The 24,748-nt window shown below is 68.3% G+C and carries 20 protein-coding genes and 5 pseudogenes; 10 read left to right on the top strand and 15 right to left on the bottom strand.

The features are described from left to right. Positions 1 to 127: 127 nt before the first annotated feature. From OG819_RS49740 to OG819_RS49705, 8 genes and pseudogenes are all read right to left on the bottom strand, one after another. The gene (locus OG819_RS49740) at positions 128 to 481 is read right to left on the bottom strand and encodes a hypothetical protein (protein ID WP_266656283.1); all 354 of its coding nucleotides are present in this window, start codon (positions 479 to 481) and stop codon (positions 128 to 130) included. A 4-nt stretch (positions 482 to 485) separates the two neighbouring features. Beyond that, positions 486 to 1,844, bottom strand: coding sequence for an RtcB family protein (locus OG819_RS49735; RefSeq protein WP_323138227.1), 1,359 nt, complete (start codon positions 1,842 to 1,844; stop codon positions 486 to 488). A 210-nt stretch (positions 1,845 to 2,054) separates the two neighbouring features. Then, positions 2,055 to 2,324: pseudogene (locus OG819_RS49730) on the bottom strand (archease); the annotation flags it as partial. 211 nt (positions 2,325 to 2,535) lie between these two features. Next, complete coding sequence (locus OG819_RS49725) at positions 2,536 to 2,994, bottom strand: Hsp20/alpha crystallin family protein (RefSeq protein WP_266638316.1); 459 nt, start codon at positions 2,992 to 2,994, stop codon at positions 2,536 to 2,538. A 721-nt stretch (positions 2,995 to 3,715) separates the two neighbouring features. Beyond that, on the bottom strand, positions 3,716 to 4,138 hold the full coding sequence (locus OG819_RS49720) for a hypothetical protein (RefSeq protein WP_212726660.1): 423 nt from the start codon (positions 4,136 to 4,138) through the stop codon (positions 3,716 to 3,718). Beyond that, positions 4,135 to 4,305: pseudogene (locus OG819_RS49715) on the bottom strand (IS5/IS1182 family transposase); the annotation flags it as partial. The pseudogene OG819_RS49715 and the gene OG819_RS49720, both read right to left, overlap by 4 nt. Positions 4,306 to 4,315: 10 nt before the next feature. After that, a complete protein-coding gene (locus OG819_RS49710; RefSeq protein WP_266656281.1) occupies positions 4,316 to 5,506 on the bottom strand; it encodes an IS110 family transposase in 1,191 nt (396 codons plus the stop codon). Between the two features lie 235 nt (positions 5,507 to 5,741). Beyond that, positions 5,742 to 6,407, bottom strand: a pseudogene (locus OG819_RS49705) (IS5 family transposase); the annotation flags it as partial. A 100-nt stretch (positions 6,408 to 6,507) separates the two neighbouring features. Between OG819_RS49705 and OG819_RS49700 the strand changes: the two are divergent. Next, positions 6,508 to 6,900: pseudogene (locus OG819_RS49700) on the top strand (peptide deformylase); the annotation flags it as partial. 464 nt (positions 6,901 to 7,364) lie between these two features. Here the strand turns inward: OG819_RS49700 and OG819_RS49695 are convergent. The 3 genes from OG819_RS49695 to OG819_RS49685 all read right to left on the bottom strand — a co-directional run bounded on the left by OG819_RS49695 (position 7,365) and on the right by OG819_RS49685 (position 9,215). Beyond that, a complete protein-coding gene (locus OG819_RS49695; RefSeq protein WP_266656277.1) occupies positions 7,365 to 8,090 on the bottom strand; it encodes an IS6 family transposase in 726 nt (241 codons plus the stop codon). 41 nt (positions 8,091 to 8,131) lie between these two features. Next, on the bottom strand, positions 8,132 to 8,395 hold the full coding sequence (locus OG819_RS49690; protein WP_266656276.1) for a transposase domain-containing protein: 264 nt from the start codon (positions 8,393 to 8,395) through the stop codon (positions 8,132 to 8,134). Continuing rightward, positions 8,389 to 9,215 (bottom strand): IS5 family transposase gene (locus tag OG819_RS49685; RefSeq protein ID WP_266637201.1). Its coding sequence is split into 2 segments (ribosomal slippage): positions 8,389 to 8,855 and positions 8,855 to 9,215, totalling 828 coding nucleotides; the frame shifts between segments, so codons are not numbered across the junction. Before OG819_RS49685 ends, OG819_RS49690 begins: the two co-directional genes overlap by 7 nt. Positions 9,216 to 10,131: 916 nt before the next feature. Here OG819_RS49685 and OG819_RS49680 point away from each other — a divergent pair. The 3 genes from OG819_RS49680 to OG819_RS49670 are packed head-to-tail and all read left to right on the top strand — an operon-like array spanning position 10,132 to position 13,049. Beyond that, positions 10,132 to 10,803: a hypothetical protein gene (locus tag OG819_RS49680; protein ID WP_266638311.1), complete on the top strand. Its 672-nt coding sequence runs from the start codon at positions 10,132 to 10,134 to the stop codon at positions 10,801 to 10,803. 6 nt (positions 10,804 to 10,809) lie between these two features. Continuing rightward, positions 10,810 to 11,466, top strand: a complete 657-nt coding sequence (locus tag OG819_RS49675; RefSeq protein ID WP_266589963.1) for a DUF5987 family protein — start codon at positions 10,810 to 10,812, stop codon at positions 11,464 to 11,466. Beyond that, complete coding sequence (locus OG819_RS49670) at positions 11,463 to 13,049, top strand: GMC family oxidoreductase N-terminal domain-containing protein (protein ID WP_266638310.1); 1,587 nt, start codon at positions 11,463 to 11,465, stop codon at positions 13,047 to 13,049. Before OG819_RS49675 ends, OG819_RS49670 begins: the two co-directional genes overlap by 4 nt. A gap of 257 nt (positions 13,050 to 13,306) precedes the next feature. On the opposite strand, the gene OG819_RS49665 is transcribed toward OG819_RS49670, so the two are convergent. Beyond that, positions 13,307 to 15,535: a TIGR03767 family metallophosphoesterase gene (locus OG819_RS49665; protein ID WP_266656274.1), complete on the bottom strand. Its 2,229-nt coding sequence runs from the start codon at positions 15,533 to 15,535 to the stop codon at positions 13,307 to 13,309. A gap of 532 nt (positions 15,536 to 16,067) precedes the next feature. Here OG819_RS49665 and OG819_RS49660 point away from each other — a divergent pair. The 3 genes from OG819_RS49660 (at position 16,068) to OG819_RS49650 (ending at position 18,456) form a co-directional block, all read left to right on the top strand. Further along, a complete protein-coding gene (locus tag OG819_RS49660; protein WP_266656272.1) occupies positions 16,068 to 16,379 on the top strand; it encodes a hypothetical protein in 312 nt (103 codons plus the stop codon). A gap of 146 nt (positions 16,380 to 16,525) precedes the next feature. Further along, positions 16,526 to 17,914 (top strand): hypothetical protein, encoded by a 1,389-nt coding sequence (locus OG819_RS49655; protein WP_266638307.1) that lies wholly within the window; start codon positions 16,526 to 16,528, stop codon positions 17,912 to 17,914. 59 nt (positions 17,915 to 17,973) lie between these two features. Then, entirely contained in the window at positions 17,974 to 18,456 is a 483-nt protein-coding gene (locus OG819_RS49650; RefSeq protein ID WP_266638306.1) for a zinc-binding dehydrogenase, read from the top strand. A 47-nt stretch (positions 18,457 to 18,503) separates the two neighbouring features. Here the strand turns inward: OG819_RS49650 and OG819_RS49645 are convergent, their stop codons facing one another. After that, positions 18,504 to 19,208 (bottom strand): FadR/GntR family transcriptional regulator, encoded by a 705-nt coding sequence (locus OG819_RS49645; protein ID WP_266422743.1) that lies wholly within the window; start codon positions 19,206 to 19,208, stop codon positions 18,504 to 18,506. 972 nt (positions 19,209 to 20,180) lie between these two features. Between OG819_RS49645 and OG819_RS49640 the strand changes: the two are divergent. Then, positions 20,181 to 20,393: pseudogene (locus OG819_RS49640) on the top strand (transposase); the annotation flags it as partial. A gap of 498 nt (positions 20,394 to 20,891) precedes the next feature. On the opposite strand, the gene OG819_RS49635 reads toward OG819_RS49640, so the two are convergent. Continuing rightward, on the bottom strand, positions 20,892 to 21,881 hold the full coding sequence (locus tag OG819_RS49635; protein ID WP_266656270.1) for a DUF5996 family protein: 990 nt from the start codon (positions 21,879 to 21,881) through the stop codon (positions 20,892 to 20,894). A 19-nt stretch (positions 21,882 to 21,900) separates the two neighbouring features. On the opposite strand from OG819_RS49635, the gene OG819_RS49630 reads away from it, so the two are divergent. Together OG819_RS49630 and OG819_RS49625 are read left to right on the top strand one after the other, a co-directional pair. Further along, positions 21,901 to 23,010, top strand: coding sequence for an ISL3 family transposase (locus OG819_RS49630; protein WP_323139455.1), 1,110 nt, complete (start codon positions 21,901 to 21,903; stop codon positions 23,008 to 23,010). 66 nt (positions 23,011 to 23,076) lie between these two features. Beyond that, positions 23,077 to 23,709, top strand: a complete 633-nt coding sequence (locus OG819_RS49625; RefSeq protein WP_266656268.1) for a transposase — start codon at positions 23,077 to 23,079, stop codon at positions 23,707 to 23,709. Between the two features lie 78 nt (positions 23,710 to 23,787). Here the strand turns inward: OG819_RS49625 and OG819_RS49620 are convergent, their stop codons facing one another. Then, positions 23,788 to 24,498: a hypothetical protein gene (locus OG819_RS49620; protein WP_266656266.1), complete on the bottom strand. Its 711-nt coding sequence runs from the start codon at positions 24,496 to 24,498 to the stop codon at positions 23,788 to 23,790. Positions 24,499 to 24,748: the final 250 nt, after the last annotated feature.

The following is a 24,748-nucleotide window of genomic DNA, read 5'->3' as shown; positions in this document are numbered from 1 at the left end:
GCGGTGGTTCGGCTCACCGCGGCCAGAAGCGGGCGTGGGAGAACGAGTGGGTCACTGGGGAGCCATCCAACGTCTGACGTAGGGAGCTGGGCGCCGGGGCCGGAATGCTGGGTAGGGCGAGTACGGGTCAGCGTCTCCAGCGACGTTGCTCAGCCGTTCGGCGCCGGATCACGTACAGGTGGGCGATGGCCACGACGGTGGACGCTGCGCAGAGCGCGGCCAGCGCGATGAACAACAGCCGATCGGGGTGGGAGGCTGAGCCGGCTTTCCAGGCCAGCAGAGCGAAACCAGCGGCACCCAGCACGAACAGGGCTCCGAAGATGCGGGAGAGGAGGCGCCGGGCGGGCAGGTCGCTCTGTGCCCAGCGTGGCTCGCTGCCCGTGTGGCGCCAGCGGCGCGCAGCGGCCCGTGCCCGCCGGTCGGCCGCTCGTGCGTGCCAGCGCTGTGTCGCATGGTGGCGGTGATGGTGTGGATAGGCCATCGCTTCATCCCTTCCCCGAGGCGCCGTCCTTGTACGCCTCGGGTGCTTCCTCGATCACGCTGCGCCACGAGGCGGGGCGCACCGCGACCCCCGCACCGGCCAGCTCCTGGCGCAACTGCCGGGCGGACGTCTCACGGTGGGCGCGGTGTCGGCTCCAGACGCGGCCCGCGCCGTGGCAGCAGGAGTCGAAGGCCCGGTTGCCGGTGCTGCCGGTCATGACGTAGGAGGCGGTGCCCATCGTGCCGGGCACGAACACCGGCTGGCCGAAGGGGCGCAAGGCGTCCGGTAGGTCGGGGTGGCCCGGCGGCGCCCGGGTGGCGCCCTTGCGGTGGACGCACAGCTGGGGCCGGGCGGCGCCGTCGTCGATGTGGCGTTCCAGCTTGGCCAGGTTGTGCGATACGTCGTACAGCAGGTCCAGACCCGCGCCGGTGGCCTCGCGGAAGACGCTGCGGGCGGCATCGGCGAGCAGTTGGCGGTTGGCGCGGGCGAAGTTCGCGGCTGCGGCCATCGCGCCCAGGTAGGCGCGGCCCTCGGGCGAGTCGACGGGCGCGCAGACGAGTTGCGGGTCGGGTACCTCGATGCCATAGCGCTGCATCATGCTGTCCATGGCCCGCACGTGGTCGGAGTAGATCTGGTGGCCCAGGCCGCGCGATCCGCAGTGGATCATGACGCACACCAGGTCGACGCGCAGGCCGAACGCCCGCGCGCACGTCTCGTCGTAGACCGTGTCGACCGTCTGGAGTTCCAGGAAGTGGTTGGCCGACCCCAGGCTGCCGACCTGGCTGGCGCCGCGTTCCAGCGCGCGCTCGCCGACCCGGGTGACATCGGCGTCGCCGACGGCCCCACCGTCCTCGCACCGCTCCAGGTCCCGCGGCACCCCGTGGCCCTGCTCGACCGCGTACCGGGCGCCGCCGCGCAGCACCTCGTGCAGCTGTGCCCGGCCCGCCAGGTGCCACAGGCCGCCGCGCCCGAGCCCGCGCGGCATCAGCCCATCCAGCCGGTCCATCAGCACGGGCAGCTTCGGCAGCAGGGCGGCGCGGTCCACGTGCGCGGTGAGCAGGCGCACTCCGCAGGAGATGTCGAAGCCCACGCCTCCCGGCGAGATGACCCCGCCGTGGGCGACGTCGGTCGCGGCCACGCCTCCGATCGGGAAGCCGTAGCCCCAGTGGATGTCGGGCATCGCGTACGAGGCGCGGACGATGCCCGGCAGCGTGGCCACGTTGGCCACCTGCTGAAGGGCCTGGTCGTCGGGTTCGTCCGGCAGCAGCTCCTGCGGGGCGAGGACGACTCCGGGTACGCGCATGGCGCCGCTCTGTTCGATGCGGAACCGCCAGGGTCCGTTCGCCACGAGCCGGATGTCCATTTCGGTTCGGTCTCCCTGGTGTGCCGTTCCGGCGGGGGACGTCGCGACAGGCGTCACACGTCCAGGGTTACCCGGCAGGCCCACCCGTGCGCGTCCTGGGCCAGTTGCAGCCCGTGCAACGCGACGGCCTTGGGCACGGCCCCGGTCTGCGTGGCCATCGAGCCTGAGTCGCACACGTACCCCGTCGGCCTCCGGCATCATCGCGACGTCCACAGGGAGTTCGTCCGAGCCGTCCATGCGGTAGATGACTTCCTCAAGTACGGCGCCCAGGAGTCGGCCGTCGTCCTCGGCGGACACCACGCACTCCCGGGCGACGCCGGAGACGCCCGATGGGAGTTCGGCGAAGCTGCCGACCATGCCTCGCACCGCCTCGGCAATGCACTCCGCGCGTGTCGGCGCCCACGCCTCGACACGCAGATCACCGGTGTGCGGAAGGTTCCGATGACCTCGCGGCAACTGCCCGGGCCTGGCATGGGTCATGGTCGTCCTGGGATTCCTGCCGGTCGGCCGAGCATGCGTTCCGCCACGGCCGATCATGGCAGGTACGTTGTTGTCGCATGGTGCAGGGGCGTGCGGCAGGTCTTGTAACCCATCCTGCCCCCTTCCACTGGTCACCCCACGTGGTCGCACGGGTGCGGATCGAGGGTCAGAGTCGTCCGCACCCGTCGATCGTTCCTTTAGGGGTGGCGGTTCAGCCCTCGATCTCGATGTGACGGGGCTTGGCCGCCTGAGCCTTGGGGGCGGCGACGGTGAGGATGCCGTTGGCAAGGGTGGCGTGCACGTCCTCGGCCTTCACATCGGTGGGCAGCAGCGCCCGGTACTCGAATAGCCCGGTGCGGCGCGTGGCGCGGCGCAGCATGCCTTCCCGTTCGCGTTCCTTCATCTCCCCGGTGATGTGCAGTTCCCGTCCGCTGACCTCGACGTTGATGTCCTCGCGCTTGATGCCGGGCAGTTCGCACTCGACCTTGTAGGCCTCGTCGGTCTCGCTCAGGTCGGCCAACGGCGCCCAGGCCATGGGCTCCGTCCGGGACGGTGCGGCGGACTCCAGGAACCGGTTCATCCGCTCGAAGAATTCGTCGAACTCGGCGGCTATCGGCGGGTAGGCCCGCTCCAGCAGGTGGCCGTGCCGGTGTCGTGCGGGCAGAGTCATGAGGCTCACCTCCGCGGATGTGGACTGGAAAAGCCATGTGACTCTCTCGCTCTCCATCATGAGCGGCGGCTGCCCGGTCTGCGACTTGCACCGGCACGGCACGGATGCTGCGGGAGGGCGTGCTTCGGGGGCCGACGATCAGTGCGGCGACGCCCGGGGCGATCAGGGCCGGCAGGGCGGCGCCACTTTCCAGGAGTCTCGTGCTCGGGGGCACGGTCTCGTCGCTGTCCGACGTGCCCTGTAGTTTCAGCAGCCACTCGCCCAGAACACCGTGGAGGACGCAGGCCGGGAGGAGCAGCGGGAGTAACACCCAGGCGCGGCCTCAGCCGGAGTTCCGGGTGCAACCCCACACTGCGCGGGGCCAGGCTGACATAACGTCAGCTTTCCAACCGAGTCCAGGTGCTGTCGCCCCACGACGTGAGGGTCCGGGCCGTTGCCGTAACCACTGGGATTCCTGGGCGTCGTTGACAGTCGTGGCCGGTTGCGAGAAGCGGCCGGTACCCTCGCTGCAATCCAACTCCCAGGATTCAACGAGGAGTTGGCGCGGGCCCACCTCGCTGACTCTGGTGAACCCCCGTCCCGGGCGCAACGCAGGATGCGCGCCACGCCCGAGAGGGCCCTATCCCTCAACTGTGGCTTGTGAGAGTGCGGAACGTGGGCTCTTGTCCGTTTCGTGGTTGAGGTTGTGGAAGGACCGCTGGTCGCGGGTGGGGGGTGGTCCTCAGGCGCCGGGGCAGGCGAACAGGCCGGGTTCGGGTTCGATGAGGATGCCCCGGCTGACCAGGCGTTTCAGTTTGCAGCGGATGCCTTCGGTGTTCTTCGGGAGGATCGGCAGGTCGAGGGCCTGGCAGAGGTCGCGGGCGCGTATCGGCCGGCCCGCGTCGGTCAGGGCGGTAAGGATCTGCTGGTAGGCGGGGTGGTCCGGGATGTCGGGGCGGTCCGGCCCGGTGGAGGGTGAGGGCAGCGGGAGAGTGAGGAGGGTCTTGCGGGTGATGCGCAGGTTCTCGCTCTCCGCGTCGAGTTCGCCGAGCTGCCGGGTGAGCTCTTCGATGCGGGCCCGGAACTGCCCGGCCTGGTCGTCCAGTTCGCGTTCGCGGGTCTCGATGTGTTCCAGGATGACTTTGACCTGCGGGTTCTCGCTCATGCGGTCCTCCAGGAGGCGCTGGTGGCTCCGGTGAGGCGACGGCTCATGACGGAGGCCATCGCCCACAGAACGCGGGAGCGGGAGGAGGCGGGGCGGTGTTCGTAGTCGCGTACGAGACGGCGGTAGAACATCAGGATCCCGTTCGTCTGCTCCACGATCCACCTCCTAATGATGTTGTCAAGCCGCAGCAGTGACGGGGAGGTTGCTTTGGTAGCACTGTCCGTCACGGATGAGAGCCCACAGGACGTTCACGCGTCGTCGGGCCAGGGCGAGGACGGCCTGGATGTGCCGCTTGCCTTCGGCGCGCTTGCGTTCGTAGAAACGACGCGACTGGTCGCAGCTGCGGATGCTGATCAGCGCGGAGGTGTAGAAGACGCGTTGCAGCCCGCGGTGATAGCGCCTGGGCCTGTGCAGGTTGCCACTGATGTTGCCCGAGTCCCGGGGGACCGGAGCGACTCCGGCAAGGCTGGCCAGGCGGTCAGCGGTGCCGTAGCGGCTCATGTCGCCGGCGGTGGCGGCGAGGAACTCCGCGCCCAGCAGTGGGCCGATGCCGGGCATGCTGGAGATTACTTCGGCGAGTTCTTGGTCGCGAAACCGGGCCGCAATGAGCTTGTCGATCTCGGTGATCTGCTCGTTGAGGCTCATCACCTCCTTGGCCAGGGTATGGATCACCTGCGCCGTGATCTTCTCCCCGGGGACGGCGGTGTGCTGGCGCTCAGCCGCTTCCAGGGCGACCTCGGCCAGGGCTTCGGGACTGCGGGTGTTACGGTTCCGCAGCCAGGTCTCCAGGCGCCTGCGGCCAGTTCGACGCAGAGCGGCCGGCGTCTGATAGCCGGTCAGCAGAATCAGCGGCCCGGCGTTGCCCAGGTCGAGGACTCGCTCCAAGGCCGGGAAGATGCTGGTGAGTTGGCCGCGCAGGCGGTTGATCCGGCGGGTGCGGTCGGCGTTCAGGTCGGCCCGACGGCTGGTGAGGATCCGCAGTTCGATGGCGTGCTCGTCGTCCGGCTTCAGGACGGTCAGGTCTCGGCGCATCCGGGCCTGGTCGGCGATGACGGTGGCGTCCTTCGCGTCGGTCTTGCCCATGCCCCGGTATCCGGCCGAAGCCCGGTTAACCGCCAGGCCGGGTATGTAGACGAGGTGCTGGCCGTGGTTGAGCAAGAGGCTGATCCACAGTGCGGCCATGCCGTCGGCAACGTCGACCGCCCAGACCACGTCCTCGTCGAGGGCCAGCACATCGGCGAGCAGGGCCAGCAGCTCCGGCTCGTCGTTCAAGACCCGTCGCGACAGCAACCGTACGCCCTCCGCGTTGAGGACCACGCAGTGGTGATGGGTCTTGCCGATGTCCGTACCCGCCCAGATCTGGGCCACCTGTTCCTCCGGTCGTTCGATGACGCTCTGTTCTCCCGGACGACCTCGCCGGCGTGGTCCTACTCAGCGATCCGCTCGAAGGCGTTCGCAGCTCCTAATCAGCGGCCGAGTCGTCGTGAGACACCGGGCGGCCAGGTGGATGGAACCATCGAGGGCAACCGCTTGGAAGCCATACCCGGTGTCTCTGGGTCTCTGGACCTTACGACGGCCCGTCCAACCCACGAACAAGGTAGGACCGTTTGGCCTGTGGAACGAAGCCCTTGTCGTCCGGGTTGCGCTCGACGATCTCGACGTCGATACCCACGTTCTTGCCGTGCTCGACGACCTTCTTCTTGAAGCCCTGGTCGACCAGGGCCTTTTTCACCGTGTCGCACTGCTCGGTGACAGCGTCCAGCAGGGCGATGCCGGCGGTGTTCTCGTGCGCGGAGGCGGGCAGGACGACGCAGTCAATGACGAGGCCCAGCACGTCCACGGCCAGGCATCTCTTCCTGCCCGGCACCCTTTTCGCGGCGTCCCGGCCCGTCGTCGTGGCCGGGACGCCGACGGCCACGTGGATGCTCTGCGTGTCCAGGACCACCAGGCTCGGGTCGGCTAATCGTTTCCGCTTCTCCCGCAGCTGCCAGCGCAGCAGGTCGTGAATGTCCTGGTCGGTGCCCTCGTCGCGCCAGAGGTAGAAGTAGTACTTCACCGCTCCGGGCGGGGGCATGTCGTGGGGCAGGAACTCCCACTGACAACCCGTGCGGTTCTGGTAGAGGATGGCGTTCACGATCTCCCGCATCGCGTACTTCCCCTGATGCCCGCTGACCGACGGATGCCGGGCCTTCCATGCCGTGATCACGGGTTCGAGGAGCTCCCACTGCTCGTCGGTGAGATCACTCGGGTACGGCTTGCGCATGCTCATGCCACAACTCAAGCGAACCCCGAACTCCTGACCACCAGCGATGCCCCAACATCACACCATCGAGCGATGACAAGACCGACGGAACGCCACATCCCGCACTCTGAGGGTCTTCGTGTACGACTGCCCGGACGACCACGGTGTCCGCCACGTCGGGCACATCATCAACCCGGTTCTCGACGAACTCGACCCGCCTGGCCGGCGACTCGTCGACGAAGGGGAGGGCTGCCTGTCCGTGCCGGGGGCCGTCATGGACGTCCCGCGGACCGACCGTGCCGTAGTACGCGGTTTCGACAAGGACGGCAGGCTGCTGGTCATCGAAGGGACGGGGTACTTCGCTCGGTGCCTGCAGCACGAGACCGATCACCTCTTCGGACACGTGTATCTGGACCGGCTCTCGAAACGGGACCGAAAGGATGCGCTGAGGCAGATGGCTGACCGCCGCGAGCAGGTCTTCGCCCATCGGGCCACCAAGGCGGCCAGACTGATCCGTTAAGCACCGGCCGGGGTTGCGGCCCTTGATCAAAGATCCTGCAGGCCACCTTTCAGGGGGTCCCACCGCAAGCCCTCAAGCGGTGTCAAAACACTCTCCGCCAACACCGGGCGGTGTCACCGCCGATCGATAGTCGCTGCCAGAACTCGGTTCTGGCACAGATCTTGGGGAGCTGTCACGGAGGGTGGCCGCAGTGTTCGATTGCGATACACCGAGCGGGTGTGAGAACCCATCTTTGAACCTCGATTGATCTCCTCGCGCCCGCCCGGCTTCATCGCGGTGAGTGCGGACACTGCCGAGCACGAGCTCAGTCGGACAGCGCGACCGGGGACCACATGCCGAACCACTGCTCGGCGCCGTAAGCCTCAAACCGCTCTACCTCGATGAACGGCGCTGTCACGTTGTTAAGTGCGTGGGTTTCTGACGTCGTGTCGGGGCGTGGCGGAGGTCGGGTCTCGGGTCGGTGCTCAGGCTTCGGCGGGCAGGCCCGCGATGCCGGTGACCTGGTCCCAGATCGCGAAGCGGATGGTCATTTCGGATCGGTAGTCGGAGGCTGTCATCAGATGGCGGCGGGGCCGGAAGTGCGGTGAGATGCCGCTGAACGCGGACAGAAACCGCTGCGCTGCGCCCACACTACGGAAGCCTTTCATCGCCTGTTCACGCTGCCTGGTGGGCTGATGACTGTTCTCCGCCCGGTTGTTCAGACCCTTGTGTGAGCGGTGTTCGACCGAGGGCATGCCCTCGCGGTGGGCCGCGCCGTAGGAACGCAGCCTGTCGGTGACGATCACCCGCGGCACCGCCCGGGTCCTCTTCATCAGACGACGGAAGAAACGTCGAGCCGCGGCCTTGTTGCGACGGTTCTGGACAAGGATGTCGAGGACGTTGCCGTCCTGGTCGACGGCCCGCCACAGGTACTTCAGCTCCCCGTTGATCTTGATGAAGACCTCGTCCAGGTGCCACTTGTCGCCAGGCCGGGGCCGGCGGTGGCGCAGCGCGCCTGCGTAGCCCTGCCCGAACTTGACGCACCATCGCCGGACCGTCTCATACGAGACGACGACACCGCGCTCGAGCATCAGCTCCTCGACCTCGCGGAAGCTGAGCGGGAAGCGGTGGTAGAGCCACACGCAGTGGGCGATGATTTCCGCTGGGTACCGGTGCCCCTTGTACGACGGCGGCGCGCTACCCACGGACAACCCCCCTCCACCATGATCAACCAGAAGATCATCCCATCCGGTCAGCCAAACGTGACAGTGCCCTGCCCGGAGAACAGGCACATCGCCAACACGAAGTAGACCACCAGCCGGGCCGGCAACAGCCGGTTCCGCTGCTGCACCTGACCCGTCTCCGCCAGCACCTCATCCACCAGCGACTGAGGGAACGCCTGTGTCAGCACCCCGACCGCGACCCGATCCGACAGCCGCTCACCAGATGACTTCAGTTGACCCGCTCTTGGCACATCAACAACAACGACCGGATTGCCTCTAAGAACTCCTAACAAAGTGAGAGGTTGACCAGTCGGCGCCAGCAGATGATGCCGCAGGCCAGGCTGAGGAAGGCTTCGTGGATGTCGTCGCGGATCTCCCAGCGGATGCGCAGTCGGCGGAACCAGTGCAGCAATGCAAAGCTCTGCTCGACCACCCAGCGGTGCACGCCCAGTCCGGAACCGTGCTCGACGCCGCGCCGCGCGATGACCGGGGTGATCCCGAGGGCCCGCACCTGCTTGCGGTACTTGTCGTGGTCGTAGCCGCGGTCGGCGTAGAGCGCGACCGGTCGTTGTCGGGGCCGTCCGCGCCGGCCTCGTACGGGCGGGACGGCCTGGATCAGGGGGATGAGCTGGGTGACGTCGTTGCGGTTTCCGCCGGTCAGCGATACCGCCAGCGGGATGCCGTGCCCTTCGGTGATCAGATGGTGCTTGGAGCCTGTTCGGGCACGGTCGACCGGGCTCGGTCCTGTTTTGGGCCGCCTTTGAGCGCCCTGACGTGCGAGCCGTCGATCACCGCCCTCGACCAGTCCAGCGCGCCGGCGGCGTTCAGTTCGGCCAGGAGTGATTCGTGCAGACGCTGCCAGACTCCCGCGTCGTTCCAGTCACGCAGGCGCCGCCAGCAGGTCATGCCAGAGCCGAAGCCCAGCTCCTGGGGCAGGAACTCCCACGGAATGCCGGTGTACAGCACGAACAGGATGCCCGACAGCACCTTCCGGTCGTCCAGACGCTTGCGGCCGGGGTGATCCGTTCGGCGCGGCACAACCGGCAGCAACGGCTCGATCCGCGCCCACAGCCCATCCGGCACGATCCACGGCGGTTGCTCACCCCTTCTCATGTGCAGGCTAACAACCCATCAGACACCAACATTCCAAGGCAAGTTGCGGCATTCTGTTAGGAGTTCTAAGTTACCGGTACTGAGGCTAGGCCACGTCCACCCGTTCGTAAACGGGACTGGACCGCCTTCGATGGAGCGGGGGCCGGCCCCGGCCCTCAGTGGCCGCTCGTCCTGCTGACCCGCGAACGGGCACCGTGCTCCGTCGCGGACGCGGAGGCAGTGGCCGCAGGCACGACGACCGGTTCCCACCAGAACACCGTCCAGCACTGGATGTCTCTCACCGAGGCATCGCCCACGCCCTAGCCGGATGACGCGGTCCTCCCATTCGAAGGCCGATGTGACGGGGGATCGGGTGAGATGCCGCTGGCGCACCGGAGTAGCAGGACGTGACGATGCGTCACCTCATGTGGTTCCGAGGTATATTTCCGCGAACGGCTTCAGCCACGCTGTGATGGTCTCGGGGCCGCTGGGGACCGGGCGACAAAGGTGCAGCGCTGAGGCGGGACCATCGCGCGCCCAACTGATCCTGAACCGGCGCCAGGCATCAGCGCTGTGGCCTGAATGCGCCGGGTCTGACTCCCTTTAAGGAGACGTCGGCGATCGGCGTCACCCCGTCCCAGGAAGTGCACCGGCGGCCGCCCGTGCGGAGCTCCGAGCAGGCGCGCTGGGGTGGGGGGCGGGCAGCATGGGGGTGACGACGTACTGGTCGGTCGACCCCTGGTCTATGACGGGTGCCGTCTCGGCGGGGTCGACGCGACGGGGTCTTCCTGCATCAGGGAAGTGGCTCAGTCACCCGACCACCTCTTGTACTGCGTGGTAGGTGTGCCCCATCATCGGTGTGCCGGTTCCCCGCCATCGGTGCCACGGCGGCGGCCTTTCTGAGCGACACCACTCTGTTCCGCTTCCGGGAGGTCCTGTGTCTCTTCTGTATCTGCGCACCACCGCGGCCGGCTTCGCGCTTGTCCTCGGGGTCTGCGCCGCACTGCTGCCGGGCAAGAACGCATCCGCCGCACCTGCCGAGTCGGCCGCTGCCGTCAGCGCGGCCCGAGCTGTAACCACCTCGGCGGTCCAGGCGTCCTCCGCCGTGCCGCCGGTCGGGCCCTTCGCCGAGCCGGAGTTCGCCGGCACGTGCACCTGGCACGAGTTCGGCGAGGGTGAGCAGCCGCCGTTGTGGCTGATGTTCATGAACCCGCTGTGTGTGGAATACAACAAGCGCGACATCACTTTCGACGACGGTGGAGCCCTGCGCTTCCTGGTCGCCGAGCCCTCCCGCTTCGCCATCACCATGCTGACCTGCCGCTACTACCAGCGGGACCACTGGAGCGTGCAGGCCACCAACGGGGCCGTACCGTATGTGGCCTGGGACGGTCAGTACTGGTGGGACAAGACCAACCAACGGGCCGGTGCCCGCCTCAGCCATTTCAGCGTCAACGGCCGGACGGTGGGCATCGGTGACGCCATCGCCGTCCTGCGCTCGGCGAACTTCGACGAACTGGCCGACGTGCTGTCCGGCTATGGTCAGGAGGCCGGCGAGACGGGTTTGACCGTGGCGCTTCCCTTCGACCTCGGCTGCGCACTGATCGGGTGATGGGTCATGTCTACCCTCGACCGACGAGCGATTTTGAAGGCGCTCACCGCATCGGTTGCCGTGTTGGCCACCGGGGGGCTCACCGCCGCCCCGGCATCCGCCGCGGCTGATGTCTCCGAGGACTGGACGACACAGACCCTGGGGGCCTTTGCCGACACCCTCATCCCCGGTGAGAGCCGGTTCTCGGGTGATCGGGTGTGCGCCGGAGCGGTCACTGGGCCAGGCGCCGTCCAGGCGGGTGTCATCGACGTCATGAACTCGCCCCAGTTGCCGTTGGCCCCGCTGCTGCCGGCGATTGCGGCCCTGCTCGACGTCCGTGCCGTCGCCTACGCGGCGGTCCGGCTGATCTGGCTGTCGCCCAGCCGGCCACCCTTCGTCGATCTCTCCTTCTCGCACCGAACCAACCTGGTCCGCGGCCTGTTCGGCTCGGATGACATCGACCAGCCGGTCTGGCAGGTCCTGAGCCTGATGGTCGGTATCGCCTTCGACACCGCCGGGCAGTTCGACACGGGCTCCGCCCTGACCCAGGGCCACCCGGGACTGGCCTGGCTGCGCTTCCCCACGCCGGACCCGGACGGCCTGTGGCGGTTCGCGGACTTCTCCTACGGCCGCCCGCTCGCGGCACTCCACCCGGCCACGACTCCCTCGGGAAGCCCCGCATGAGCGAGACCACGGACGTCCTGGTGATCGGCAGCGGGTTCGGCGGGGCCATCCCCGCGTACTACATGGCCGCGGGCGGAGCACGCGTCACCATCCTCGAACGCGGGCCTCGTTGGGGTGCGGCGGAGTTCAGCCACTCCATGCGGCTCGGCACTTTCAACAAGATCGTCGACGTGATCCGCGGCGACGGCGTGTCGGTGGTGGCGGGCAACTGCGTCGGCGGCAGCAGCGTCGTCTACTTTGCCGGCTCACTAAGGGCACCGTCGTACGCCTTCGAGCGCCGCGGCAGCATCGGGCGGCGGATGTGGCCGGCGTCCATCAGCCGTGCCACGCTCGACCCTTGGTACGACCGGGCGGAGCAGGCGCTGCCGGTCGCCCGCACCGGCTGGTCGGACGTCTCCTACGCGGGTGGGGTGCTGGCGGCCGCCTGCCAGCGGGCCGGGCACACCTGCAATCCTGTTCCGGTCGCGGTGGACACCGCGGCCTGCACCAACTGCAACTGGATGCTGTCGGGCTGCAAGTTCGACGCCAAGCGCTCCATGCTGCTCAACTATCTGCCCGCAGCGGAAGCCCACGGTGCGGTCATCCGACCGCTCCACGAGGTCCAGCTGATCACACCCTCACTGGAGTCCGGCTACCGCTACGCGGTCACCTACACCGTCCTCGACCCCGATGACTACACCTGCACCACGAACGTGGGGATCATCAACGCCAAAGTCGTGGTGGTGGCGGCAGGCGCGGTGGGCACGCCGGTGATCCTCCAGCGGTCCTCCCCGCTGCTCGGCGGTGTCCCGGACGCGGTCGGGCGTTACTTCTCCGGCAACGGCGACCACGTCAGCGTCGCCGATGTCGACGAGAGCAAGGTACGGTCGCTGCTCGGGCTCTCCCGTCCCGACGGGACCGCCTATCAGGGGCTGCCGATCGGCCGGCCGATCACCTCTGCGACGTACGACTACCTGGATCCGTCCGCACCGGAGTACAGCCGGTTCATGCTCCAGCAGATCTACTTCCCGCCGCTGACCAATGTCCTTGCCCAGACAACCGGTGCGCCGAGCTGGTTCGGCGTTGACAAACGGCAGATGCGAGCCCGCTGGAAGTCCTGGCTCACCCTGCTCGCCATGACCGAGGACGACAACGAAGGCACCTTCGGGGTGGCTCCCCCGACCGGAAGCTTCATCCGCCTGGCACCAGGTCTCGGTCAGGGCACGATGTCCTTCCACCCCACCACCCGAACCCGCCAGGCATGGGACCGGGCAGACACGGCGCTCCGCGGAATACTGGAGAAGGATGGTCTGTCCCGGGTCCGCCCATGGACGGAGGACGTGGCCGGTTCGGTCACGGCCCACCCGCTCGGGTCCGCCCGCATCGGCGACGACCCGGCCACCAGCGCCCTCAACGACAAGCACGAACTGCGGGGACTCACCGGCCTGTTCGTCACTGACGGCTCGGCTGTTCCGGCCTCGCTCACGGTCAACCCGTCACTGACCATCGCTGCGCTGGCTGAACGGGCGACTGCCGGGATCGCGGCCCGCGTCGCTGAGGCCGGAGTGGCGATCACGGGCGGCGTCCCGCTGCCCGGTCGATAGAGCCGCGGGAGACTGCGGACCACACCGCCGGCTCCGGAAGACGTGACCTGAGGTGGCGGCGAACCTGCCGGATGCATCCCGGGCCAGCCACGGCGGTCCGGGGGCTCGGGGGTGGCGGACGGCCGCGGGCCGGCGTGACTGGATGCCCGTGGACTGGGAGATGGGCTCGCCCACGGCGGACACCGTCTGGTGCGGCGGTGGCCGCCGTGGGCGGGCCGGGACCGGACGGTGCCGCATTGCCGCGGCACCTGCCGGCGTCAGGGCGCCAGAAGCGCCTGCCAGGTGGGCGAGGCCATGATGCCGTCGGCCGTGAGCCCGCGGCTGGTCTGGAACGACCGCAGGGCAGAGGCCGTGGCAGGCCCGAAGACGCCGTCCACGGGCAGGGCCGCACCGCGAGCGTTCAGCAGGCTCTGCGTCGCCGACACCGCCGGACCGGTGCTGCCCTGCACAGCCGTCACGACGAGCGCCTGCCAGGTCGGCGCGGCGGCGATGCCGTCGGCCGACAGGGCGATCCTGGTCTGGAAGGACCGCAGGGCACTGGCGGTGGCAGCGCCGAAGGTGCCGTCCGGGGTCAGGGCCGCACCGCGAGCGTTCAGCAGGTACTGCAGGGCCTTGACCAGGTCACCGGTCTGCCCCTGCTGGAGACGGGGCCAGCCGACGCCGGCGAGTGGCGTGCCGGCGCCGGAGGGGATGGTGAAGGGTACCGGGATGAGCAGCTGGGTGTTGCGCACGTTGGGGATGCCACGGCGCTTGTCGATGCCCCGGCCCACTTCCTGCGGGTCGTTGGCGGAGAGCTCCCGCGCCAGGGAGGCCAGTGCCGCGGGGGTGCCGGTGTCCCCGTTGGCCGACAGCGGCGCGTCGGCGTCGACCATGGTGGTGAAGATGGACAGCAGGCCGCCGCCTTCGGCGATCTCCAGGACGCGGCTCTGGATGGGCCAGTCGATGTGCGAGGCCGTGTTCACCTCCCAGAAGCCCTTTCCGAGGGTGGAGGGGAAGGCGGGACGGTGGGCCGTGACGTTGTTGGCGTGGGTGTGGCCGTCGACCATTAGGACCACGTTCGGGAAGCGCAGCAGCAGGTCGCGCAGGGCAGCGCCGCCGTGCGGGTGGTCGTCGTCGGTATTGTCCATCGAGTCGATCGTGTGGTGGCAGAAGACGACGAACAGCTTGTCCGTGACGCCGGGCTGGGTGACGACCGTCCGGGGCCTGGTGCCGTCGGAGTCGTCGAGTTCGTAGCGGGAGCTGTTGGCTTTGAGTTGGGTCTGGAGCCAGTTCCACTGGTCCTGGCCGAGCGCGCCGTCGGCGCCTCCGCTTTCGTTGGTGGTGTCCAGGACGAGGAACTTGACGAGGTCGTTGGCCCCGGACGGTATCGCGTAGTACGCCTTGTCGCTGCCCGGAGCGAACCCGTGGCCGGCCGGTAGTCCGGTGGTGTTGAAGTGCTCGGAGACGAACTCCTGCCGTGACAGCAGCCGGCGCCCGGGGTCGGGGGTCACGGTGGCGGTCTTCAAGGTGAAGTCGCCGGTGATGATGTCCTCGAGGAATTCGACGTAGTACGAGGGGTCCGTGTAGTTGAAGACGTCCGGAACCCCGTTGACCTGTGTCAGTTTGGTCTTGCCGGTGGCGATGCTCTTCAGCGGGTCGAAGGGCAGCGCGTCGGGCGGGACGTTGCCCTGCACCATCGCGTCGTGGTTGCCGTAGGCGGCGTACCACGGCATGCCGAGGCCGGTGGCGGTGTAGGGCTTGCGGGCGGCCGCCAGCAGCCCGGGGAGCACAGGGAAGCCGTTGAGGTCGTCGTTGTCCGGCGGGTTCTGGTGCGCCTCCGGGTGCCAGTAGTTGGCGTCGGGCCCGAAGATGCCGCTGGAGACGCTCTCGTCCTTGGCGAGGTCGCCGGAGTCGGGGCGGACGGTGTTGCCGTCGAGCAGGTTGACGTACCAGCGGGTCTCGTTGTACTGGCAGTTGTCCACCGCGTCACCGGTGACCACGGTGAAGGCCAGCGGGGCGCTGGTGCGTGGTCCCCGGTCGACTGCCCTGAGGGCCCGGCACATGGCGTCGGTGGAGTGCGTCGAGAGGAACTCGTGGGCCCGGTAGGCAGAGGCGGTCGGGTAGGAGTTGTAGTGCGGGGGACCGAAGTCCGCGAGCCGGTCAAGGCACTCCACGCGCAGCGGCGACTGGTCGTCGATGATGTGCAGGTCCGACATCTGAGCGAAGGCGGCCAGCGACCGGGTGATCTGGGGAGTGGCGGCGTCGGCGAGGTCCCGGCGGACGATATGCGGCTCACCGGGAGCCGCGACGATGCCGTGGTAGCCCTCGCCCAGGTCCGGACCGCGCTGTACGGTCACGTCGAACGTGGTGAGGCCGAAGGTGGAGCCAGTGGTCGAGGGCGCCTGCGTCGCGGCGCTGGCGACGGCTCGCAGTCCGCCGACGTCGATGGCTGCCGCCACCACACTTGCCGCGGCTGCCGCGAGGACTCTTCGCCGGGAGATTTCCATGTCGCGTCCTGTTCGATCGATGGGGTGTGGGGTGGAGCGATGGGAAGAGGCACGGTGGGGTGCGGTTTCCGTCCCTCGGGGCTGGGGGGCTGGGAGGCAGGTTGCCGCCGGACGCGGGAAGGGTGCTGCGGGGCCGGGCGACCGGGCTTGGCAGCAGGCGCCGAGGCAGTGGCAGGCGTGCGGATGCCGCGGTGACGGCCGTCGGCTCCAAAGGGCCGCGCGCGGAGGCGAGGCCCGCATCTGCCGAGGCCGGTGCAGACGGGCGTGCGGGTCCAGATGGCAGGTGGGGGTGTGCTGTCAAAGGCGGCCGGTGCGCAACGGGTGGCGCCCGGTGCCGGCCGGCATGTCTCCTGGGGCCGCGGCCGGCGCAGGGAGCGGGTGCTGCCGACATCGATCAAAGGCCGATACGACACTGGAATTTCCCTGCATCAGGCAGAAATGAGTGCCCGTCACCTATGTGGCAGGCCGGTCTACGGAGGAAAGCCTCGCCAAGAGTGGAGCACCAAGGCTCGGTGCTGCAAGAGGTGGGACAGTGACTCATCCACTGAGTACGTCAAACCTCGCAGACCTGCGGGCCGTTGAACCGCTGAAGCTTTGCAGCGCCGCAGAGCTTGTGGGCATGGTGCTTTCGGAGCAGATCCAGCTGGTCGTCGAAGAGGTAGTCGAGGAGGGTGAGCGGATCCTGCTGTGCGCGGGGACTCCGGAGGACACCGCGGTCGGCCCGGTCTGCAGGGTGTCGTCGGGACATGTGCACGGCTATCACCGGCGGACCGTTCCCGACGTGCCGGTGCAGTTCTTTCGGGATCACAGCGCAGAGGTGTGCACAGTCTCGTGCACACCTTGAGATTGCACAGTGACCCGCCGTCGACGACGAGCCAAGTTACCGCTGCGCGGCGGGCGTTCAGCCCCGTAGGAGCCCATTGACACCGAATGGGCCCAGTGATTCAGTGGCTCAGCCACTTAGCACTCTCTGTGCGGAGGATCTGCCGGATGAACTCACGCAGTACAACCTTTGCCGAGACGATGCGGGGCACGGTGCGCCTCGTCGGCGATGCGGAGACTCGGCGGGTCCGCCTGGACCTCTCCGTGCAGGCGACGTCGGTCCTCAGACCGCTTGGGACAACGACCGCGCGGGTGTCCGGACGCGTTCGCATCGAAGGTCTGGTCGACGACCCCGGCGCCGCCGGTGAGATGGAGATCTCGCCGCTCGCCCGGCGCAGGATCGTCTACCGTGTCGGCTTCACCGTCGGAGACCGGAAATACCTGCTGGTGGGCTGGAAGTCGGTCTCCCTGCGCCGGCCGGTGGCGTCGGTGACGGTGCTCCCGTACAGCGTCTACGAGGACGGGCAGCAGGTCGGGCAGGGCACGTTGCGGTTCCCACTCGCGAGCCGGCTCGTGCCGTTCCTGGCGAGCTGGCGCTTTCCCCGTCGTGACGAGGGCGTCAGCGCGTACACACCCCGCTGGGACGGCTCGCCGGGACGGACGGAGGTCTGGTACACCACCCTCACCGATCCTGTCACCGGTACTGGTATCTGGCTGCATCATGAACTCACGGCGCCCACTGACGGAGCGACGGAATACGCTCACGGCTGGGTTGCGGTCTTCCCTCCGGAAGGACCTGTCGAGTATGCACGGTTCGGTCCGGAGCCGTGGGTGGCATCACCGCAGGGGTTCGACACCACGGAGGCCATGGTGGGCTCCGGACGGCTGAGGGGCGCGACCGGGCGCTTCCGCTGGGACGTGGAACAGACCTCCCTGGGCGCGCCGCTGTACACGTTTCCGCGGTGGGCCTGGCGGCGCCCACTCCTTCCCGCCGCGCAGATGCTTCCGGCGTCGACATGCCAGTTCACCGGTGTCGTGGAGCATCCCGGCGGTCGACTCGAGCTGCGTGGCGCGCCAGGAGCCACCGCGCGGATCTACGGGCATGGCAACGCTCGCCGCTGGGCATGGCTGCATGCCGATCTCGGTGACGGAGACGTGCTGGAGGTCGTTGCCGCGGTGGCGATGCGGCCCGTACTGGGAAAGCTGCCCCCCATGGTGTTCCTGCGGCTGCGCAAGAACGGACGTACCTGGCCGCGACGCGGACTGCGCTCCGCCTTCGGATGGGCGGGCCTCGGGCGTTTCCGCGCTCGCATCGGCCTGCCGGTTTGGTCGGTCACCGGGCGAGCCGGCCTACGTCGCATTTATGTGACCGTCACGCAACCCGAGGAACGGACGCTGGCGCTCGAGTACACCGACCCCGATGGCAGCAGGCTGGTGTGCCGCAACAGCGAACGCGCCGATGCCCACATCGTCGTGGAGCGGTGGTGGGGCGGCTGGCGTTCCGAAGCCCGGTGGACACTGACCGGAACTGCCCACGCGGAAGTGGGTGAGCGTTGACCGCAGCCTCCGGGGTCTCGTCGCCGCACTGCTCGCTCCTGGACGAAGGCGCCGAGGCAGTGATCGTCACGGGCGAGGAAGACGTGGTCACCCGCGTGAAGGAGCTCACCGACGGCCACGGCGCCCGCGTCATCTTCGACCCCGTGGGAGGACCTGCTCTGGCGGGCTTGACCGGCGCCGCCGCGCCCGGCGGGACCGTGATCATCTACGGTGCGCTGAGCAGCGAGGCCACGACAGTGCCGGTGTGGGGGTTGATCTTCAAGAGCCTCACCATCCGGAGATACAAGGTCCACGAGCTCACCACCGACGTCGAACGCCGCAAGGCTGCCGTCGACTGGGTCCTTGACGGCCTTGCTCGCAAGACCCTGCGACCGGTCATCGACACCGTCTTCCCGCTGGAGGACATCGTCGGGGCCCACCGTCGTCTCGAGTCCGGATCCCAGGTCGGCAAGATACCCCCAACTCATCGTTCGAGAGGGGGACACGGCCGGGTCCGGAGGTCAGCGGCTTACTTGCAGGATGGTGAAGAACGTCACGGGTAGTTGGTCGCCCTTGGCTCGCCGCGCAGCCCGCCGCGGGCCAGCCCCGGTCAGCGGCTTCGACGCCCGAGGGCACCCAGCATGACCTTCTCCGTGCCACGCAAATACTTCTCCGCTGCCCGCTCCGCGTCCTGCGGCCTGCGGTCGATCACGGCCCGTACCAATGGGCCGAGTTGGGCTGCCGCCTCGGCCGGGTCCTCGAAGGGCGCCCGAAGGGCGCCCCGAACGGGCAGGTATGCGTTGAACAACGTGTTGGTGAGCAGCAGGTACACCCTGTTGCCGGTGGACCGAGCCAGTTCGCGGTGGACTTCCGCATCAGCCAGCTGAGCGATGTCGGCGTCGTCCGCTGCGCCCACCGATTCCAGCAACTCAGCGAGCCGCCGCGCTTGCCGCGCGGTCCGACGGATCGCGGCGCGACGAGCGATGAGTACGCCGACATGTCGCCGCACTTCGAATACGTCCACGAGCCAGCCGCTGTCCTGGGAGGCCAGCATCGGCAGCAGGTCGGCGCCTCCGACCCTCAGAAAGTCACGGATCCGCGTGCCGACGCCATGTCGCGTGCTCAGCAGGCCCGCCTGCTCAAGACGAGACAGAGCGTGCTTGAGAGTCGTGCGGGTGACACCGTATCCAGCCGCGAGTTCCCGCTCCGGCGGCAGAAGAGACCCCGGCGGGTGGGTTCCGCTGAGGATGTCGTCGCGCAGCCTGGCCTCCAAGAGGTCGACCACCGTCTGACGCGGGATGCTCTCTGTCGCCACGAACCATCTCCACCGTCTCATGCTGGACCTGTGGCTCAGCCATTCCGGGAACGTTAAACAATGGCACTAAGCGTGGTCAAGGGTCCCAGATGCCCTCGGACCTTGCCCCAAGGCCAGGTAGTTGGTGCACCCGGCGCCGACGGGGTCGCCGCCGAGATCCCTTTCTGGACCGGATGCGGTCCGCAGGAACCGAACCCGCCATGGGGGACAACCGTCTTCCTCCTCTGCGGTAATACCGCCGAGTCACAGTGCGAGCATCCTGCCTGCTCGAAGGAGAGCAGGCTTTCCAGCCAGTCGGCGTCTTCGCCCTGGCGTACGTTGTCACCCTTGGGGAGTGGTAGGAGTCGATCCGGGCCCCCGTAACGTTTGACCCGGTCGGGGGTGACCAGCGGCGACAGCAACGCCGGGACGGCTGCGTCCAGTGCCTCCAGCGCCGCCCGCAGCGTTTCGCCGACGAACTCCATCCGGTTCAGCGTTCGCACGGCCGCGAGGACATGGGTGGAGTCGGTGCGCTGGGGCCCCGGAACGCAGCAGCGCTCGCTATCGAGTTGGCTGCCGCCTCCACGCCATCCGTGAGGCTGGGCGCCAAGAGTTCAGGCCGGGTTCGCCAACGAATCCGCGTACTACGCGCTCCGCCACACGATCATGAACGGGCGCAACCCCTGGATCACTCACCCGCACTGCCCTCGGCCTCCCGGGACGACCGGCACGCTACCCCTGCCGCGCGGCGCCGACACCGCATCCTGGCCCTGCTCCAGGAAGACCCCACGCGCCTGTGGCAACCCCGCGACATCGCCGCCCACTTCGGCGATGTCACCCTGGAGACCATGTACAGACAACTGAATCGGTGGGCCGCCAGCGGCCTCATCCACAAACTCGGCCCCGGCCTCTACGCCGCAACACCGTGGTCTCCAGCCCCACTTGCGTGACCTGCGAAAACGCTAACTACCCGGCCTTGGGTCAGGGCCCCACCTAGACCTGCTCGCCTGGATGCCGATGCTCGCCCTGACCGGCCGGGCACGACTCTGGGAGCCCCGCTGCCTGCGGCTCCGCCTGTTCTCCGCCGCCGCCCAGCTCGTCACCACCGCCCGCCGTCGGCACCTGAAATTCGCGACGCACTGGCCCTGGACCAACGTGATCACCCACGCGATCGAACGAATCCAGGCCCTCCCGAACCCCGGCTGACCAGCCGCGACCCACCCCTACGACCAGAACCCGCACGCCGGAGCCGTGGAACCCCGCCCCCCCCCCGACGCGACAGCCGGGCCAGTGACCTGCCCGCACCCCATCCAACAAGCCGAAACGGCCCACCAGATGAACCAACGAGCCGTCACGAAAGATCGAGGCTAGTCGTGCGCGGACCGCGAAGACGAAACACCACCACCATGTTGGCGCGGTCCGCTAGTCGTTGCTTCCGAAGAATGATCCCCGCACATGGCTCCATGCCGAAGGACCGAACGTGGTCTCGGGTACTGCCGAAGAGTCCGGGAAGGTCCGCCAGACCATCAAGGCACCACTGGGCAGAACCTCATACTTGTGTGCTCCGGCGCCAGGCTCGTCTTCGTATGACATGGCCAGGAGTTCTCGATCTTCACGGCTATCGCGGTCCGGTATCGCCGCCGGCAAAAGAGTGACGTAAACGCTCATGCCTTGACGGTAAGGCGGACCAGCAGATTCCGCCTGCTAAGCGGTAGGGGACTCTCGAACCTCGTGAAGTGCCCCCGATGCCGACCTGGAGACCGGCGTGACGACCGGGTCGGTGATGCCGCCGGGGCAGGTGTCGCGTGCGGTGTCCCAGCCCGCGAGTCGGGCACCGGCGTGATAGGCGCTGTCCAGGAAGGCGCGGACGGTATCGCGAGGTGAAGAACTCGTGCGGGCGATGTCGTAGTCCAGGACCGCCAGGTGGCTGCCCCTGCTAGGCACCCAATGCGCGGACGCGGGCTCAAGTGGCTGTTCGGCCAGACCGGAGGGTTCAGGGGCGGTATAGGAGTAGAACGCGGGCTTGGGAAAGTCCGGACTGCCGAACCAGAAGCCGGCGCTGATCGCCTCCCGGGAGTACGCCTCTCGCGTGACGGGGTCGACCGAGGTGGGCTGCTCGATGACGCGTTCGGAGAAACGGGTCACGGCGATGTCGAAGGTGTGCCAGAAGTGGTGCACCGGGCTCGTCTTGCCGGACCACTGTGCCGCATACTCCTCCAGCACGAGGTTGACCTGGGAAAGTATCTGCCAGTAGCGGGTCACCTGCGCCGGTTCGTAGGCGCGGTGCTCATGGTCCTCGGCAAAGGGGCGTGCCGCATCCGGCAGGTCGTAGGGTCGGGGCAGGGCGACCCGCGCGCTGACTCCGAGTTCCGCCAGAGCCGAGTGCAGCTGCTGGTAGAAGTCGGCGACCGACAACCCCGGCAGTACGAACGAGATCTCGCCGCCCCGGCCGGTGGTGACGACGAGGCGGTGGTCGACGAAGTCGAAGTCGATGCAGAAGTAGTCGCCCTGATCTGTGAGACCCATGGGCCGAGTGGTCAAGCCCCGCCCGGTCAGATGCGAGGGCACGTTCCACCAGTGATTGCGCCGAGGTGAGGCTGCTAGGCGTACTTTTCCGACAATCTGCGCGAACCGGTGCAGCGTGTCCTTGGTCGGGCGCCAGGACTCGTACGCCAGGGGCGGGAAGAGTTCCACGAGGGCCTCCCTGTGATGGATGGGTAAACCCGAACTCACCACCATCATGCATATCCCCACCCGGGACCCGCGACGTGACAGCGCCGCCGCATCGCGCTTCGTCACTTCCGCTTCCGCCGGACCGGCCACTGCAGCAGTGCCGAATTACGGGCTCTGTCGGGGATCTTGTGATCGGGGCTGGTGTCGGTGGCGCCTGCCATCGTGTCCCCGGTGTACTTCGCGGAGTTTCGAGGCGCTTGTTCCTCATCTGTCTGGTGTCGTGGTGGAGTTGGTAGAGCGATCGGTGAACGGGATCACGATGCATGCCCGTGTTCGTGGCACCGATGCGCCGTGCTCGCGCTGTCAGAGCACCTCGGCGCGGGTGCACGGCCGATACCTGCGACGCCTGTCCGACGCGGCGGTCAGCGGTACCCGGGTAGTCATCGAGCTGCTGGTACGCCGGTTCCGCTGCCTCAACGACGCCTGTCCAGCAGTGACGTTCGCCGAGCAGGTGACCGGGTTGACCAGCCCACACGCCCGCTACACCCCGCTGATGCGCGGGACGCTGACCTCGATCGCCCTCGCGCTGGCCGGGCGAGCAGGCAGCCGACTCGCCGTCGCACTGGGGGCACCAGCAGCGAAGGACACACTGTTGCGCCTGCTCAGAGCCTTCCCGGAGGAGCCCGTCGGGCAGGTCAGGGTGCTCGGGGTCGACGATTTCGCATTACGGAAGGGTGACTCATACGCCACCGTCCTGGTCGATCTGGAGCGGCGCCGTCCCGTCGACGTCCTGCCGGGACGCGACGCCGACCCCCTGGCCACCTGGCTCCTGGACCACCCCGAGGTGGAGATCATCTGCCGCGATCGGGCCGGAGCGTACGCGGAGGGCGCCCGCACGGGCGCCCCGCAAGCTGTGCAGGTCGCCGACGCCTGGCACCTGTGGAAAAACGTCGGCGAGGTGGTCGAGAAGACCGTCGCCGCCCACTACACCTGCGTGCGGGCCGTGTTCGAGAAGCCACCGGTCCCTGAACCCACCACCGCGCCCACTGGCGACGACGGCCCCCTCGCAGCATCGATCGGGACACTGGACGTCTGCGGGCGCGAGCGCCGCCTGGTGGTCCGCACCCGGGAGCGGTTCGCCCTGGTCTAGGACCTGCTGCACGAGGGGGCCTCGCTGGAGTCGATCTGCCACCGGCTGCAGCTGGACCGCTCGACCGTGCGACGCTTCGCCCGCGCAACCAGCATCGACGAACTCCTGGTCAAAACAATCAACCGGTCCACGATCCTGGACGCCCACCGGCCCCATCTCCACCAACGGTGGAACGAGGGCTGCCACGACACCGCCCAACTGCACCGTGAGATCACCGCTCTCGGCTTCACCGGGGGCATCCAGACCGTCCGCCGCTACTTACGGAACTTCACGCCGTCCGCCCCCACGCCGGCGCCCAGGCCCGCGCCGCGGCCCCGTCGCGTCGTCCGATGGATCATGACCAATCCAGGCAACCTCCCCGACGCGGACGCCCTCTCCCTCAAGGAGATCCGCGTCGGTTGTCCCGAGCTCGACGCGGTCACCGACCACGTCCGCGACTTCGCCGAGATGATGCGCGACCTGCGTGGCGACCAACTGCCGCAGTGGATGGAGCGAGTCGAACAGGACCCCCTGCCCGCACTGCACTCCCTGGTCAACGGCCTTCGTCGCGACCAGGACGCCGTCGTCGCCGGACTGTCCAGCCCATGGAGCTCCGGCCAGGTCGAGGGACAGAACACGAGAGTGAAGCTTCTCAAGCGGGCCGGATACGGCCGCGCCAACTTCGACCTCCTACGCAAGCGGATCCTGCACAGAACCTGACCCCCGATCATAAGATCAGCGACGTTTTCCATGGGGGCCGTGGTCGCGAGCGGCGGCTCGGGCAGCCCTGGAGCCGGCCTAGATGTGCAGCCAGATCCGCAGCGGACCGACCGGCTCGAAGCCATGACGGACGGCGACCGCCAGGTCATCGGCGTGCTCGTAGCCGACCACCGGCAGGCTGGGGAACAGCCATTGCACCGCGTCAAGTACGACCGGCCAGGCCGCGTCAGGGCCGCCGTCCAGAGCGAAGACATTGGAGATTCCGACCACCTGGTCGCTGCGACTCGCCACCGCTCCGGCAACCACCCGGCCGTCAGGGGACTGTCCGGCGAGCACGAAGGTGGCCGGGTCGTCCAGCAGTTCAGGCCGGAAGAGGTCCGCGTTCCCTCCCCCGTCGTCCCAGGCGAGCGCCCAGGCGCGCAGCGTGTCCGGATCACCCGCCACGTCCCAGGCAAGGTCCGATGCGGCGGCGGGCACACTCGCCGGGCGGTGGATCCACTGTGCCTCGAACAGCACCTGGAAGCCGGCCTCCGTCAGGTCGAGGTCAGCGAAGCTGTCCTTGACGGAGGCGCCGGGCGCGGTGGTGTCGATCCGGGCTGCCAGCACGGCCGAGTCTGCACCCGGCACCAGCGTCACCGCGTCGGGGTAATACAACGGCGTTCGGGCCGGAGCGGCCCAGGCCTGTGCCCTGAACTCACCCGCCAGGCCGTGCGATCGGCTCATCGCCGCGCACCACTCGGCGTTGTTGCGGGCGGCGGCCTGGATCAGGAGCTGCTTCGGCGTCGTCACGAGCGCGGATCATGCTCCATCCCGGCCAGGCCTGTCGAACGGTTTTCCGCTGCCCACAGGACGGACGCTCCGAACGTCGGCCAGCTCCTGGGGAATTACGGGCTCTGTCGTGGATCTTGTGATGCCGATCAGCGAGGCGGATAGAGTTGCCCCGTAGGCTGAGAGGGGTGACGGTGAGCTCGACAGGGGCGGTGGGTGGTCGGCGTCATCCCTGACGCGGAGGCTCGGGAACTTCCAGACCGTTACGTCC

Origin of the sequence: Streptomyces sp. NBC_01549 (assembly GCF_026339955.1) — a bacterium.
Taxonomy (GTDB): Bacteria; Actinomycetota; Actinomycetes; order Streptomycetales; family Streptomycetaceae; genus Streptomyces.
The sequence above is the reverse complement of the archived record's forward strand: the minus strand, read 5'-3'. Positions and strand labels throughout refer to the sequence as shown.